A 14,453-nucleotide genomic window follows, 5' to 3' on the forward strand; every position below is an offset into this window, starting at 1 on the left:
TTTGAAAGTGTGCGCTAACACTATTGCTTAAGGTCGTTCGCCTTACGGTCTGAAATCCGCCGTCGGGGGCGCTGATCTCATGGCAGGCGGACGCCATCATTGCGGCGCTGGCCGCGTTTTGCTTGAGCGTTTTCACTATCCGGTTTATACTAGAAGGCTTTTCCGCTTTTGCAGCGGGAAATATTTGTGGCCGCGCATCAACCGCGGTAATTAGTTTTCAGACGTTTAGGGACGTTTTTCAATGCCAACCATCAATCAGTTAGTCCGTCAGGGGCGCGAGGTCGAAAAGATCAAGTCCAAGAGCCCTGCGATGGAGAATTCTCCGCAGCGCCGCGGTGTGTGCACCCGTGTGTACACCACGACGCCTAAAAAGCCAAACTCCGCTCTGCGTAAGGTCGCCAAGGTGCGCCTGACCAACGGGTTTGAAATCATTTCCTACATCGGCGGCGAAGGCCACAACCTGCAGGAACACAGCGTGGTGCTGGTTCGCGGCGGTCGTGTCAAGGACTTGCCCGGTGTGCGTTACCACATCGTTCGTGGCTCGCTCGACCTGCAAGGCGTGAAAGACCGCAAGCAGTCGCGCTCCAAGTACGGTGCGAAGAAGCCAAAGGCCAAATAAGCCAAACCGGCTCGGGTTTTTCTCTTCACTGAGAGCTCGCGCCAGAAGAAGTTGTCACAGAAGTCGGTGATAGTTCCTTCGAAACAGGTGTTTCACTCGCCCTGGCAGGTGTTTGAGACGAAGTGACCCAAGTGCAAATTGGTTGCGCCGGTCGAGTAAGTGAGGGTTTGATAACTCTCGCGGTGTTGCCTTAAGAGGCGGTGCCAACTGAAGCAAAGAGGTGAAAAAATGCCACGTCGTCGCGAAGTCCCTAAACGTGAAATTCTTCCTGATCCAAAATTTGGCGACGTTGATCTCGCCAAATTCATGAACGTGATCATGCAAGGCGGCAAGAAGGCCGTCGCAGAGCGCATCATTTATGGCGCGCTCGACTTTATCGAGAAAAAGAACCCCGGCAAAGACCCGCTGGAGGCTTTCCACATGGCCATCGGCAACATCAAGCCCATGGTTGAGGTGAAATCCCGCCGTGTCGGCGGCGCCAACTACCAGGTGCCGGTTGAAGTGCGTCCCGTCCGCCGTATGGCCCTGGCCATGCGTTGGCTGAAGGAAGCCGCCAAGAAGCGCGGCGAGAAGTCCATGTCCCTGCGTCTGGCCAATGAGCTGATGGAAGCGACCGAAGGCCGTGGCGGCGCCATGAAAAAGCGTGACGAAGTTCACCGCATGGCAGAAGCCAACAAGGCGTTCAGCCACTTCCGCTTCTAAGTTCCGATTGCAGTGTTTGCTGCATTGATTTGACGGGTTGCCGGGCGGTCTCAAGGTGGTCATCACCTTGATTCCTGGCGGTTCAACCCCAATTTCTGCCAGCTGGGCGCACAACGCACAGCCGGCAGATGCTTCAAAAACAATGAGAGCTGTTTTTGGCAACGAGTCTTTGTTCGTCAACCCGAACTGAAAGTAATTTATGTCCCGCGCTACCCCCATTCAAAACTACCGCAACATCGGCATTTCCGCGCACATCGACGCCGGCAAGACCACGACTACCGAGCGGATTCTTTTTTACACCGGCGTGAACCACAAGATTGGTGAAGTGCACGACGGCGCCGCCACCATGGACTGGATGGAGCAGGAACAGGAGCGTGGCATCACGATCACTTCCGCTGCCACCACCTGCTTCTGGAAGGGCATGGACACGTCCCTGCCCGAGCACCGCATCAACATCATCGACACCCCTGGCCACGTGGACTTCACCATCGAGGTGGAGCGTTCCATGCGCGTGCTCGACGGCGCCTGCATGGTGTACTGCGCCGTGGGCGGCGTTCAGCCCCAGTCTGAAACCGTCTGGCGCCAAGCCAACAAATACAAGGTTCCCCGCCTCGCGTTCGTCAACAAGATGGACCGCACCGGCGCGAACTTCTTCAAAGTCGTCGAGCAGATGAAACTGCGCCTGAAGGCCAGCCCTGTGCCCATGGTGATTCCCATTGGTGCTGAAGAAAACTTCACCGGCGTGGTCGACCTGCTGAAAATGAAGGCCATCATCTGGGACGAAGCCTCGCAAGGCATGAAGTTCACTTACAGCGAAATTCCCGCCGAGCTCGTCGAGCTGGCCAAGGAATGGCGCGAAAAAATGGTTGAGGCTGCTGCCGAGTCGTCCGAAGAACTGATGAACAAATACCTTGAAGAAGGTGATTTGAGCGAAGCTGAAATCAAGCTGGGCATCCGCACGCGTACCATTGCCAGCGAAATCCAGCCGATGTACTGCGGCTCCGCGTTCAAGAACAAGGGCGTGCAGCGCATGCTGGACGCCGTGATTGAATTCATGCCGTCGCCGATCGACATTCCTCCCGTCAAGGGCATGGACGAAGATGAAGCGCCCGTCACCCGCAAGGCTGACGACGAAGAGAAATTCTCTGCGCTTGCATTCAAGCTGATGACTGACCCGTTTGTGGGCCAGCTCACTTTCGTGCGCGTTTACTCCGGCGTCCTGAAAAAGGGCGACAGCGTTTACAACCCGATCAAGGGCAAGAAAGAGCGTATCGGCCGTATCGTGCAGATGCACGCGAACAACCGTGAAGAAGTCAGCGAAATCCGCGCCGGCGACATCGCCGCCTGCGTGGGCCTCAAAGACGTGACCACGGGCGAAACCCTGTGCGATCCCGATGCCATCGTCATGCTCGAGCGCATGGTGTTCCCTGAGCCCGTGATTACGCAGGCCGTGGAACCCAAGACCAAGGCCGACCAGGAAAAAATGGGCATCGCCCTGCAGCGCCTGGCGCAGGAAGATCCGTCTTTCCGCGTCAAGACCGACGAAGAGTCCGGCCAGACCCTGATTGCCGGCATGGGCGAGCTGCATCTGGAAATCATCGTGGACCGCATGAAGCGCGAATTCGGCGTGGAAGCCAACGTGGGCAAGCCGCAAGTGGCTTACCGCGAAACCATCCGCAAGACCGTGGAAGACGCGGAAGGCAAGTTCGTGCGCCAGTCCGGCGGCAAGGGCCAGTACGGCCACGTTGTGCTCAAGATCGAACCCAACGAAGCCGGCAAGGGCATCGAATTCATCGACGCCATCAAGGGTGGTGTGGTTCCTCGCGAATACATCCCCGCGGTGGAAAAGGGCATCAACGAAGCCGTCACGTCCGGCGTGCTGGCCGGTTATCCGGTGGTTGACGTCAAGGTCACGCTGCACTTCGGTTCGTACCACGATGTGGACTCGAACGAACTGGCCTTCAAGATGGCCGCCATCTTTGGTTTCAAGGAAGGCTGCCGCAAGGCGGGCCCGGTGATTCTGGAGCCGATGATGGCCGTGGAAGTGGAAACACCTGAAGACTACGCCGGCAACGTGATGGGCGATCTGTCTTCACGCCGCGGCATGGTGCAGGGCATGGAAGACATGGTCGGTGGCGGCAAGGCCATCAAGGCCGAAGTGCCCCTGTCCGAAATGTTCGGTTATTCGACGACGCTGCGTTCGATGTCGCAGGGCCGTGCAACGTACTCCATGGAGTTCAAGCACTACTCTGAAGCACCGCGCAACGTGTCGGAAGCCATCATGGCTGCGCGCGCCAAGTAAGCAAAAACCGGTGCCGGCCTCCTAGGGGGCCGGCATCACATTTTCTTGTCTGCGATTGTGTGCCACTTTGTACCCGTGCGAAGTGAATCAGCAACACAGTGCAGACGTTAAACCGTACACGGGCATGTTCTTTATCTGGAGAGAAAAATGGCAAAAGGCAAATTTGAGCGGACCAAGCCGCACGTCAACGTCGGCACGATTGGCCACGTGGACCATGGCAAGACGACCCTGACGGCGGCGATCACGACCGTGCTGGCATCCAAGTTCGGCGGCGAAGCCAAAGGTTACGACCAGATTGACGCGGCCCCCGAAGAAAAGGCCCGCGGCATCACCATCAACACCGCCCACGTCGAGTACGAGACGGCSAACCGCCACTACGCCCACGTCGACTGCCCCGGCCACGCCGACTACGTCAAAAACATGATCACCGGCGCGGCCCAGATGGACGGCGCCATTTTGGTGTGCTCCGCCGCTGACGGCCCCATGCCCCAGACCCGCGAGCACATCCTGCTGGCCCGCCAGGTCGGCGTGCCYTACATCATCGTGTTCCTGAACAAGTGCGACATGGTCGACGACGCCGARCTGCTCGAACTCGTCGAAATGGAAGTGCGCGAGCTGCTCGACAAGTACGAYTTCCCCGGCGACAAGACCCCCATCATCCACGGCTCCGCCAAGCTCGCCATGGAAGGCGACAAGGGTCCCCTGGGTGAAGAAGCCATCATGAAGCTGGCCGAAGCCCTGGACACCTACATCCCCCTGCCCGAGCGCGCAGTGGACGGCGCCTTCCTGATGCCCGTGGAAGACGTGTTCTCCATCTCCGGCCGCGGCACCGTCGTGACCGGCCGTGTCGAGCGYGGYGTGATCAAGGTCGGCGAAGAGATCGAGATCGTCGGTATTGCCGACACGCAAAAGACCACCTGCACCGGCGTCGAGATGTTCCGCAAGCTGCTCGACCAGGGYCAGGCCGGCGACAACGTCGGTATTTTGCTGCGCGGCACCAAGCGCGAAGACGTGCAGCGCGGCCAGGTGCTGTGCAAGCCCGGCTCGATCAAGCCRCACACSCACTTCACCGGCGAGATCTACGTGCTGAGCAAGGACGAAGGCGGCCGTCACACGCCCTTCTTCAACAACTACCGCCCCCAGTTCTACTTCCGCACGACGGACGTGACGGGTGCGATCGAGTTGCCAGAAGGCAAGGAAATGGTCATGCCAGGCGACAACGTGTCGATCACCGTCAAGCTGATCAACCCGATCGCCATGGAAGAAGGCCTGCGCTTTGCCATCCGCGAAGGCGGCAAGACCGTTGGCGCCGGCGTTGTGGCCAAGATCATTGCGTAATCCTGCAAACCTTAAGGAATTACCATGGCCACCAAGCAAAAAATCCGCATCCGCCTGAAGGCGTTTGACTACAAGCTGATCGACCAGTCGGCAGCTGAAATCGTTGATACTGCCAAGCGCACCGGCGCGATTGTCAAGGGCCCCGTGCCCCTGCCAACCCGCATGAAGCGTTTTGACATCCTGCGTTCGCCCCACGTCAACAAGACGAGCCGCGACCAGCTGGAAATCCGTACGCACCAGCGCCTGATGGACATCGTTGACCCCACGGATAAAACCGTGGACGCGTTGATGAAGCTCGATCTGCCAGCCGGCGTGGACGTCGAAATCAAGCTGCAGTAAGCAAAAAATCGGGGTTTCGGCCACAAGCCAGATCCCAAATCGACAGGTTTTTGCCCGGGTTTGCCATTTTTGGCGACCTGGGCTATACTCTTGGGCTGTCCTTTGTATGTTGGCTTCTTGCTTGCATGGATCGGACGGTTTTATTAACAGTCTTTCACGTTAAAACGTCTGCGGCCAATTGAAGTCGCAGCGGTGAAAGTTACGAAAGAACACATCATGAGTCTGAGCAACTCCCTCGGGTTGCTGGGCCGCAAAGTTGGCATGATGCGTCTGTTTACGGATGATGGGGACACAGTTCCTGTTACCGTGGTGGATGTATCGAACAACCGCGTGACCCAGGTTAAAACCGAAGCAAATGACGGCTACGATGCCCTCCAAGTGGCATTTGGCGCGCGCAAAGCATCGCGCGTGACCAAGCCGGCCGCCGGCCACCTTGCGAAAGCAGGCGTTGAAGCTGGTGAAATCCTGAAAGAATTCCGCGTGACGGCTGACGTCGCAGGCAAATACGCCGCCGGTACCGTTGTGCCTGCAGCCGACGTGTTTGCTGTGGGCCAGCTGGTGGACGTGCAGGGCACCTCCATTGGTAAAGGCTACGCCGGCACCATCAAGCGCCACAACATGAGCTCGCAACGCGCGTCGCACGGTAACAGCCGTTCGCACAACGTTCCCGGCTCCATCGGTATGGCGCAGGATCCCGGTCGCGTGTTTCCTGGTAAACGCATGACGGGCCACCTGGGCGACGTCACCGTGACCACGCAAAACCTGAACATCGTGCGCATTGACGAAGCCCGTCAACTGCTGATGATTCGCGGCGCTGTGCCTGGTTCCAAGGGCGGTTTTGTCACGGTTCGTGCCGCGATCAAAGCCAAGCCCACCACCGCTGCTAAAGGAGCGAACTGATGCAGGTCGAACTCCTGAATGACCAAGGTCTGGCTTCGTCCAAAGTGGACGTGCCTGATACCGTGTTTGGTCGCGAATACAACGAAAGCCTGATTCACCAGGTGGTCGTGGCCTTCCAGGCCAACGCCCGCCAGGGTACCCGGGCCCAGAAGGACCGTGAGCAGGTCCGTCACTCGACCAAGAAGCCTTTTAAGCAAAAGGGAACCGGTCGTGCACGTGCTGGTATGACGTCTTCGCCACTGTGGCGCGGCGGCGGTCGTATCTTCCCGAACATGCCTGATGAAAACTTCACGCAGAAAATCAACAAGAAGATGTATCGCGCCGGCATGGCATCGATCTTCTCGCAACTGGCGCGCGAAGGCCGCCTGGCTGTGGTTGATTCCCTGGCTGTGGATTCACCCAAGACGAAAGTCCTGGCTGACAAGTTCAAGGCTATGAACCTCAACTCGGTGCTGGTCATCGCTGATGTGGTTGATGAAAACCTGTACCTGGCTTCCCGCAACCTGGTGAACATCCTCGTGGTTGAGCCCCGTTACGCCGATCCGGTGTCGCTGGTTCACTACAAGAAGGTTCTGGTCACCAAGGCTGCCATGGACCAACTCAAGGAGATGTTCGCATGAGCGCCGTGAACTCCAAAACCAAATTCGACGAAGGCCGCCTGATGCAGGTTCTGGTCGCTCCCATCGTGTCTGAAAAGGCCACGATGATCGCAGACAAGACCAATGCCGTGACCTTCAAGGTGCTGCAGGACGCTACCAAGTTTGAAATCAAGGCTGCTGTGCAGCTGATGTTCAAAGTGGACGTCCAGTCAGTTGCCGTCCTCAACATCAAAGGCAAGACCAAGCGCTTTGGCAAATCCGTGGGCCGCCGCGACAACATTCGCAAGGCCTACGTGACGCTCAAGCCAGGTCAAGAGCTCAACCTCGGTGGGGAGTCTGCGTAATGGCTGTCATTAAAATGAAACCCACCTCGCCGGGTATGCGCGGCATGGTGAAGATCTCCCGGGATCACCTGCACAAGGGTGAGCCTTACGCGCCGCTGCTGGAGCCACAATTCCAGAAGTCCGGCCGTAACAACAACGGGCACATCACGGTTCGCCACAAGGGCGGTGGTCACAAGCATCACTACCGTGTAGTGGACTTCAAACGCAACAAGGACGCCATTCCGGCCAAGGTCGAGCGTATCGAGTACGACCCCAACCGCACGGCCCACATTGCATTGCTCTGCTACGCCGACGGCGAGCGCACCTACATCATTGCCCCTCGCGGCCTTGAAGTCGGCGCCACGCTGATCAGTGGTTCGGAAGCGCCGATTCGCGTGGGTAACACCCTGCCGATCCGCAACATTCCTGTCGGTTCGACGATTCACTGCATCGAGATGCAAATCGGCAAGGGCGCGCAAATCGCCCGTTCCGCCGGCACCTCTGCAACCTTGTTGGCCCGCGAAGGTACCTACGCCCAGGTGCGTATGCGCTCCGGTGAAGTTCGCAAGATCCACATCGAATGCCGCGCCACCATCGGTGAAGTCGCCAACGAAGAACACAGCCTGCGCCGTCTCGGCAAGGCCGGTGTGAAGCGCTGGATGGGTATTCGCCCGACCGTTCGCGGTGTGGTGATGAACCCGGTTGACCACCCGCACGGCGGTGGTGAAGGCAAGACCGGCGAAGGCCGTCATCCTGTCGACCCATGGGGTAACCTGACCAAGGGCTACCGCACCCGCAACAACAAGCGCACGCAAGTGATGATTGTTTCGCGTCGCAAGAAGTAAGGCTAACCCATGACACGTTCACTCAAAAAAGGTCCGTTTGTCGACCATCATTTGGTAGCCAAAGCCGACAAGGCCGTTACCAACAAGGACAAAAAGCCGATCAAGACCTGGTCGCGTCGCTCCATGATCCTGCCCGAGTTCATCGGCCTGACCATTGCCGTTCACAACGGCAAGCAGCACGTGCCTGTCTACATCACCGATCAGATGGTGGGCCACAAGCTGGGCGAGTTTGCATTGACTCGCACCTTCAAAGGTCATCCAGCTGATAAAAAAGTTGTGAAGAAATAAGGAAAGACCATGGAAACACGTGCAACCCTCCGGGGCGTTCGTCTGTCGGTCGACAAAGGCCGCCTGGTCGCTGACCTGATTCGCGGCAAGAAAGTGGATCAAGCACTCAACATCCTGAATTTCACGCAGAAAAAAGCTGCTGGAATCATCAAGAAGGTGGTTGAGTCCGCCATCGCCAACGCTGAACACAACGATGGTGCCGATATCGACGAGTTGAAGGTGAAAACCATTTACGTCGAACAAGGCGCCACGCTCAAGCGTTTTTCTGCGCGCGCAAAAGGCCGCGGCAACAGCATCAGCAAACCCACGTGCCATGTGTACGTGGTGGTTGGCAACTAAAGGCAGCAGGATATGGGACAAAAAATCAACCCAACCGGGTTTCGCCTCGCAGTTAGCCGCAACTGGGCCAGCCGCTGGTACGCAAGCAACCGTGATTTTGCCGGCATGCTGGCAGAAGACATCAAGGTGCGCGAGTACCTCAAGGCCAAGCTGAAGAACGCTGCGGTTTCGCGCGTTCTGATCGAGCGCCCCGCCAAGAATGCCCGCATCACGATTTTCTCGGCACGTCCGGGCGTCGTGATCGGCAAAAAGGGCGAGGACATCGAGAACCTCAAGAAAGAACTGAGCCGCCAGCTGGGCGTGCCGGTCGCCGTGAACATCGAAGAAGTTCGCAAGCCTGAAATTGATGCCAAGCTCATCGCTGACAGCATCACGCAACAGCTTGAAAAACGCATCATGTTCCGCCGTGCGATGAAGCGCGCCATGCAAAACGCCATGCGTCTGGGTGCCCTGGGCATCAAGATCATGTCGTCGGGCCGCCTCAATGGCATTGAAATCGCCCGTTGCGAGTGGTACCGCGAAGGTCGCGTGCCGCTTCACACCCTGCGCGCCGACATCGACTACGGCACCTCTGAAGCCAAGACCACCTATGGTGTGATCGGCGTCAAGGTCTGGGTCTACAAAGGCGACACGCTGGGCCGTGGCGAATCACCTGGCGCCAAACTGGATGCCGCTCCTTCTGACGAAGAGCGCAAGCCTCGCGGCCCGCGTCGTGACGCCCGTCCTGGTTCTGACCGTCCTGCTCCACGTGGTGCCCGTGCACCGCGCGCACCGGCCGGCGGCACCAATACGGCGCCCGCCGATGGCAGCGACAAACCGGCCGAAGCTACCCCTGGTAGCGACGCCCCGAAAACTACCGTTAAGCGCGTACGCAAAGCCGCGCCAGCTGCAGCAGCTGACGGTACCAAGACCGAGTAATCGGTCGGAATAACGGAGAAAAACCATGCTGCAACCCGCTCGCAGAAAATACCGCAAAGAGCAAAAAGGCCGCAACACCGGCGTCGCAACCCGGGGTAACTCGGTCGCGTTCGGTGACTTCGGCCTGAAGTGCACCGACCGTGGTCGGCTCACTGCTCGTCAAATTGAAGCCGCACGCCGTGCGATTTCCCGTCACGTCAAACGTGGCGGCCGTATCTGGATCCGTGTCTTTCCGGACAAGCCGATTTCCCAAAAGCCTGCTGAAGTGCGTATGGGTAACGGTAAAGGTAACCCGGAGTACTACGTGGCTGAAATCCAGCCCGGCAAGATCGTTTTTGAAATCGTCGGTGTGCCTGAAGAGCTGGCCCGCGAAGCGTTCCGCCTGGCATCCGCCAAGCTGCCGCTGCGCACCACCTTCGTCAGCCGCATGATCGGCCAGTAAGGGGAAATGACAATGACCAAATCTACTGAACTGCGCCAAAAAGACGTTGCCGGCCTGAAAACCGAAGTCAAAGAGCTGCAAAAAGCCCACTTTGGCCTGCGTATGCAAAAAGCCACGCAGCAACTCACCAACACTTCCACGCTGCGTTCCACGCGTCGCAGCATCGCTCGCGCCAAGACCATCCTGGCCGAGACCATCGTCAAGCAAGGAGCCAAAAAATGACGGAAGCTAAAAAATCCCTCAAGCGCACCTTGATCGGCAAGGTGGTCAGCGACAAGCGCGCCAAAACCGTGACCGTGCTGGTTGAGCGCCGCGTCAAGCATGAGCTGTACGGCAAGATCGTGTCCCTGTCCAGCAAGTACCACGCGCATGATGAAAAGGGCGAGTACCACACGGGCGACGTGATCGAGATCACCGAAAGCCGTCCTATTTCCAAGACCAAAAACTGGGTTGTGACCCGTTTGGTGGAGAAGGCCGCTGCCGTCTAAGTCTGGACCCCTTCAGGCTTTGACTGCAAGTCATCAGAAACGGCTCACAATGTGAGCCGTTTTTGTTTCCGTCCTAGAATCACATCCGTTTTATACCCAACCAGGAGCACTCCATGATCAAAGTAGGCGACACCCTTCCGGCAGCGACGCTGATGGAATTTTCCGAAGTTGAAGGCAATGGTTGCAGCATTGGCCCCAACCCGGTCGATGTAGCCAAGGCCACCGCCGGCAAAACCATTGCCCTGTTCGCACTGCCAGGTGCTTTCACCCCCACCTGCTCGGCCAAGCATGTGCCGGGTTATGTCGAGAAGGCGGCCGAGTTCAAGGCTGCCGGCGTCGATGAAATCTGGTGTGTGAGCGTGAACGACGCGTTTGTCATGGGCGCCTGGGCGCGCGACCAGAAGACGGACGGCAAGGTTCGCATGCTGGGCGACGGCAGTGCAGACTTTGCCAAGGCGACCGGTCTGACGCTGGACCTCACGGCGCGCGGCATGGGCCTGCGCAGCAACCGCTACTCCATGCTGGTCAAAGATGGCAAGGTGGTGAGCCTCAACGTCGAAGGCCCCGGCAAGTTTGAAGTCAGCGATGCGGCCACGCTGCTGGCGCAAGCCAAGGCCTGACGCTCGCCGATTCCGGAGAAAAGCCACCGTTCGCGAGAACGGTGGCTTTTTAATGTCTCCCGGGAAGCGACCGCGGCAGGTGGGCGCGGGCCACCGGGCATCGCCGATATTGCTATTTATTCAATAGCTGCAAAATCATGATTCATGGGCCTTGAAGCCGAGCCGGCTCAGAGGTCGACCTTCAGGTAGTGCGCACCCGCAATCGGGTTGTGGTAGTACGGCGGAATCTCCGCAAAGCCCAACTCCGTATACAGGGCGCGGGCCGACTCCATGTCATCCAGCGTATCCAGCAGCACGCTGTGGTAGCCCGCCGCGCGCGCCGCATCGAGTACCGCCTCGGCCAGCTGGCGGCCCAGGCCGAAGCGCCGGAACGCCTTGCGCACATACAGGCGCTTCATCTCGGCGGCATTGGGGTAGTCCACGGCGTCAAGGGCGCGCAATGCGCAGCAGCCGGCGACCTCGCCGTCCACCAGGGCCAGCAGCAGCACCCCTTGCGGCGCGTCGTAGGCGCCCGGCAAATCGGCCAGCTCAGCCTCGAATCCCTGGAAGCACAAATCGATGCCCAACTGCTCCGCGTACTCGGTGAAGATCAGCCGGGTCGTGGCCAGCTGGTCGGGCGTGACCGGCGTGATGAACTGGATGGAAGGTGGTTGCACGGCGTCGGCGGCGGAAAATCGATAACCAGTGTAGCGCCGTTTGCCGCGAACCAGGCTGATCCCGGTTTGCGGTCCCTGCCTCAGAACGCAGGTGCCGACAGGCTGGACACCCAATACGCCACAGCCGCGCACGCGGCCAGAATCAGCAGCGCTGACACGCGTGAGACCGTGTCATCACGCGAGGGTGGTGCGGGCATCACCAGCTCCTTGTCGCCGTGCAGCATGGCGCTCACCAGCTTGTTTTTGCGGCGCAGGTAAAAAATGATGGCCAAAAGGTGCAGCAGCACCAGCGCCAGCAGCACCCATTTGCCAATGTTCTTGTGGTAACTGGTCGCCAGGCTGACGGTGGCGTTTGACACAAAGCGCGTCAGCGGCCCGGCAAAGGCGATCTCATCGTCGCTGAGCAGGCCACTGCCCACCTGCATCAGCAGAAACCCGAGCATGGCAAAAACCGATCCGGCACCAATGGGGCTGTGGCCCACGCTGTGCTCGGGCTGGCCTTGCCCCTTGAGGTAGTTGATGACACTTTGGGGCGTATAGATAAAAGCGCCAAAGCGCGACCAGCGCCCGCCCACCAGGCCCCAGATGATGCGAAACAGCAGCAGCGCCAGCACGGCATAGCCGAGGCGAAAGTGCCAGAGCATGGCGTTGCCGCCGATGGTGCCGGTGATCGCCTGGCCAATCACGCAGACGACCAGCGCCCAGTGGAAAAGCCGCGTTGGCAAATCCCAGACCCGCACCCTGTTCAGGCTTTTGTTGTTGTTGGACATGCGCATTCCTCGTTTGTAATGGGTTGCTTTATATCAGGGCTGAGAGGTGCGGGTTGCCTGCCGGACGATGGCCGACCGGTTGGTGTTTTCCCGCGGTGCATTAGTTCCTGGGGAACTCATGGGCCGCCGCACGCTCTAGCAGCTTGGCAACAAGCCAAATAGCGTTGCCGGTCGGTGCATGTTCAAAAACTCCCACGAGGCACAACATGAAAGCTTTAACCTGTATCGCTGCCGCGGCCACGCTGATCGCCCTGGCCGCTCCGGCCGCCGCGCAGTTTGCCAAACCGGAAGATGCCATCAAATACCGCCAGAGCGCGATGTTTGTCATGAACCAGCATGTCACCCGCATCGGAGCCATGGCGTCGGGCAAAGCACCATTCGATGCCGCCGTGGCGGCCGACAATGCCGAGATCGTTGCCGACATGTCCAAACTGCCCTGGGCTGGCTTCATGCCGGGCACTGACAAAGGCGGCAACACCAAGGCCAAGCCTGAAATCTGGACCGAGCAGGCCAAATTCAGGGAAACCAACGAGAAGCTGATGGCTGAAACGGCCAAGCTGGCCGCTGCCGCCAAAACGGGCAACCTCGACGCCTTGAAAACCGCTTTCGCGGCCACCGCTGACACCTGCAACTCATGTCACGACGCTTTTCGCAACAAGTAATCCGGTTTACGCCCGGTGATTGCGGGATGTGTCTGAAATAACAGGTCCTAACCCGCGAGCATGGTTTTCCCAGGGCGCCGAAGTTCCTGTGGAACTTATCAGGCTTGGCTAAACTCCAGCAGGTTGGCGGTTTGTCGACAAGCCGCCAGTCACCCCTGTCAGTCAAGAACCACGAGGAAAATGAAAACAATGAAAATTTTCGCCTGCGCCGCTGTTGCCGCCACCCTGTTCGCCCTGGCCGCACCGGCCTCTGCCCAGTTTGCCAAGCCTGAAGATGCCATCAAATATCGCAAGAACGCCCTGTTCGTGATGCAGCAAAACTTTAGCCGCGTCGCCAGCATGGCCAGTGGCCGCACGCCTTTTGATGCCAAGGTAGCGGCAGAGAGCGCCGAAACGGCAGCTTACCTGTCAAAGCTGCCTTGGGCCGCTTTTATGGCCGACACGGACAAGGGCGAAACCAAGGCCAAGCCGGAAATCTGGAAAGAGCCGGCCAAGTTCAAGGACGCATCAGAAAAAACGCAGGCCGAGATGGTCAAGCTGGCGGCCGCCAGCAAAACCGGCAACATCGATCAAATCAAGACCGCCGTGGCTGCCGTGGGTGGCTCTTGCAAGGCCTGCCACGACGCTTTCCGCAAGGAGTGAACTGTGCGTGAAGGCTGGCCCTTGCCGGGTCAGCTTTTTCTGTGAAAGCCCGCGCTTCACCGGAACAACAAGAAAAGGCCAATTTCCCGCGAAATTGGCCTTTTTCTTTGCTTTGTTAGCGCCGGAACTTCGGCCTGGACGGGGTCAGGTTTCAGCCAGCAACTTTTCAATCAACTGGTGCAGCGCCGCAAAATCCGGCTCGCCCACATATTGCTTGACGATCTCGCCGCGCTTGTTCACCAGGTAAGTGGTGGGCGTGAGCTGCACATCGCCCCAGGCCTTGGCCACGGCGCCTGTGTTGTCTATCGCCACCTGGAAGGGGAGTTGGCGCGTCTGTGTGTAATTGACAACATAACTGGGCGGGTCATAACTCATGGCCACGGCCAGCGTGTCGTAGCCCTGGCTTTTGTATTTGTTATAGGTCGAAATGACCTTGGGCATCTCGGCCACGCAAGTCACGCAACTGGTGGCCCAGAAATTGACCAGGGTGACCCTGCCCTTGAGGTCGGCCGTGGTTTTCTTGCTGCCGTCCAGCAATACGAAGGTGGACTCCGGCGCGGTTTGGGTGCCGCTGCAGCCGGCAAGTGCCGCGGCAACAGCTGCGCCAGCCAGTGCCATGCGGCATACTGCCAGGACGGAAATACGTTTCATCAGGAAGGTT

The 14,453-nt window shown here is 58.7% G+C and carries 21 protein-coding genes; 18 read left to right on the forward strand and 3 right to left on the reverse strand.

The window, feature by feature from the left end:
* Window positions 1–241: 241 nt before the first annotated feature.
* From rpsL to AC1DUR_RS14350, 16 genes are all read left to right on the forward strand, one after another.
* The gene (gene rpsL / locus AC1DUR_RS14275; protein WP_092130055.1) at window positions 242–619 is read left to right on the forward strand and encodes a 30S ribosomal protein S12; all 378 of its coding nucleotides are present in this window, start codon (window positions 242–244) and stop codon (window positions 617–619) included.
* 228 nt (window positions 620–847) lie between these two features.
* The gene (gene rpsG / locus AC1DUR_RS14280) at window positions 848–1,321 is read left to right on the forward strand and encodes a 30S ribosomal protein S7 (RefSeq protein WP_011481226.1); all 474 of its coding nucleotides are present in this window, start codon (window positions 848–850) and stop codon (window positions 1,319–1,321) included.
* 199 nt (window positions 1,322–1,520) lie between these two features.
* Window positions 1,521–3,623 (forward strand): elongation factor G, encoded by a 2,103-nt coding sequence (fusA, locus tag AC1DUR_RS14285; protein WP_477720166.1) that lies wholly within the window; start codon window positions 1,521–1,523, stop codon window positions 3,621–3,623.
* A 147-nt stretch (window positions 3,624–3,770) separates the two neighbouring features.
* On the forward strand, window positions 3,771–4,961 hold the full coding sequence (tuf, locus tag AC1DUR_RS14290) for an elongation factor Tu (protein WP_436155802.1): 1,191 nt from the start codon (window positions 3,771–3,773) through the stop codon (window positions 4,959–4,961).
* 24 nt (window positions 4,962–4,985) lie between these two features.
* A complete protein-coding gene (rpsJ, locus tag AC1DUR_RS14295; RefSeq protein WP_007838118.1) occupies window positions 4,986–5,300 on the forward strand; it encodes a 30S ribosomal protein S10 in 315 nt (104 codons plus the stop codon).
* 216 nt (window positions 5,301–5,516) lie between these two features.
* The gene (gene rplC / locus AC1DUR_RS14300; protein WP_011481229.1) at window positions 5,517–6,200 is read left to right on the forward strand and encodes a 50S ribosomal protein L3; all 684 of its coding nucleotides are present in this window, start codon (window positions 5,517–5,519) and stop codon (window positions 6,198–6,200) included.
* Window positions 6,200–6,820: a 50S ribosomal protein L4 gene (gene rplD, locus AC1DUR_RS14305; protein WP_011481230.1), complete on the forward strand. Its 621-nt coding sequence runs from the start codon at window positions 6,200–6,202 to the stop codon at window positions 6,818–6,820. The genes rplC and rplD overlap by 1 nt, the downstream gene beginning before the upstream one ends.
* On the forward strand, window positions 6,817–7,143 hold the full coding sequence (gene rplW, locus AC1DUR_RS14310) for a 50S ribosomal protein L23 (protein ID WP_011481231.1): 327 nt from the start codon (window positions 6,817–6,819) through the stop codon (window positions 7,141–7,143). Before rplD ends, rplW begins: the two co-directional genes overlap by 4 nt.
* Window positions 7,143–7,967, forward strand: coding sequence for a 50S ribosomal protein L2 (rplB, locus tag AC1DUR_RS14315; RefSeq protein ID WP_011481232.1), 825 nt, complete (start codon window positions 7,143–7,145; stop codon window positions 7,965–7,967). Before rplW ends, rplB begins: the two co-directional genes overlap by 1 nt.
* Before the next feature lie 9 nt (window positions 7,968–7,976).
* Entirely contained in the window at window positions 7,977–8,255 is a 279-nt protein-coding gene (gene rpsS, locus AC1DUR_RS14320; protein ID WP_011481233.1) for a 30S ribosomal protein S19, read from the forward strand.
* 9 nt (window positions 8,256–8,264) lie between these two features.
* The gene (gene rplV / locus AC1DUR_RS14325) at window positions 8,265–8,594 is read left to right on the forward strand and encodes a 50S ribosomal protein L22 (protein WP_007866508.1); all 330 of its coding nucleotides are present in this window, start codon (window positions 8,265–8,267) and stop codon (window positions 8,592–8,594) included.
* Between the two features lie 12 nt (window positions 8,595–8,606).
* The gene (gene rpsC, locus AC1DUR_RS14330) at window positions 8,607–9,512 is read left to right on the forward strand and encodes a 30S ribosomal protein S3 (RefSeq protein ID WP_011481234.1); all 906 of its coding nucleotides are present in this window, start codon (window positions 8,607–8,609) and stop codon (window positions 9,510–9,512) included.
* Window positions 9,513–9,537: 25 nt separating this feature from the next.
* The gene (rplP, locus tag AC1DUR_RS14335) at window positions 9,538–9,954 is read left to right on the forward strand and encodes a 50S ribosomal protein L16 (protein WP_011481235.1); all 417 of its coding nucleotides are present in this window, start codon (window positions 9,538–9,540) and stop codon (window positions 9,952–9,954) included.
* A gap of 12 nt (window positions 9,955–9,966) precedes the next feature.
* Window positions 9,967–10,176, forward strand: coding sequence for a 50S ribosomal protein L29 (gene rpmC, locus AC1DUR_RS14340; RefSeq protein WP_011481236.1), 210 nt, complete (start codon window positions 9,967–9,969; stop codon window positions 10,174–10,176).
* The gene (gene rpsQ / locus AC1DUR_RS14345) at window positions 10,173–10,442 is read left to right on the forward strand and encodes a 30S ribosomal protein S17 (RefSeq protein WP_011481237.1); all 270 of its coding nucleotides are present in this window, start codon (window positions 10,173–10,175) and stop codon (window positions 10,440–10,442) included. Before rpmC ends, rpsQ begins: the two co-directional genes overlap by 4 nt.
* Window positions 10,443–10,555: 113 nt before the next feature.
* On the forward strand, window positions 10,556–11,062 hold the full coding sequence (locus AC1DUR_RS14350; protein WP_477720716.1) for a redoxin family protein: 507 nt from the start codon (window positions 10,556–10,558) through the stop codon (window positions 11,060–11,062).
* A 167-nt stretch (window positions 11,063–11,229) separates the two neighbouring features.
* Here AC1DUR_RS14350 and AC1DUR_RS14355 read toward each other — a convergent pair whose 3' ends face one another.
* Together AC1DUR_RS14355 and AC1DUR_RS14360 are read right to left on the reverse strand one after the other, a co-directional pair.
* A complete protein-coding gene (locus tag AC1DUR_RS14355; RefSeq protein ID WP_477720717.1) occupies window positions 11,230–11,718 on the reverse strand; it encodes a GNAT family N-acetyltransferase in 489 nt (162 codons plus the stop codon).
* An 80-nt stretch (window positions 11,719–11,798) separates the two neighbouring features.
* Entirely contained in the window at window positions 11,799–12,488 is a 690-nt protein-coding gene (locus AC1DUR_RS14360) for a cytochrome b/b6 domain-containing protein (protein WP_477721714.1), read from the reverse strand.
* A 206-nt stretch (window positions 12,489–12,694) separates the two neighbouring features.
* On the opposite strand from AC1DUR_RS14360, the gene AC1DUR_RS14365 reads away from it, so the two are divergent.
* Together AC1DUR_RS14365 and AC1DUR_RS14370 are read left to right on the forward strand one after the other, a co-directional pair.
* Window positions 12,695–13,150: a c-type cytochrome gene (locus AC1DUR_RS14365; protein ID WP_477720719.1), complete on the forward strand. Its 456-nt coding sequence runs from the start codon at window positions 12,695–12,697 to the stop codon at window positions 13,148–13,150.
* A gap of 189 nt (window positions 13,151–13,339) precedes the next feature.
* Window positions 13,340–13,792: a c-type cytochrome gene (locus AC1DUR_RS14370; RefSeq protein WP_477720720.1), complete on the forward strand. Its 453-nt coding sequence runs from the start codon at window positions 13,340–13,342 to the stop codon at window positions 13,790–13,792.
* A gap of 144 nt (window positions 13,793–13,936) precedes the next feature.
* Here the strand turns inward: AC1DUR_RS14370 and AC1DUR_RS14375 are convergent, their stop codons facing one another.
* Entirely contained in the window at window positions 13,937–14,443 is a 507-nt protein-coding gene (locus tag AC1DUR_RS14375) for a TlpA disulfide reductase family protein (protein WP_477720721.1), read from the reverse strand.
* Window positions 14,444–14,453: the final 10 nt, after the last annotated feature.

It is taken from the genome of Polaromonas sp. P4_F4 (assembly GCF_056401355.1).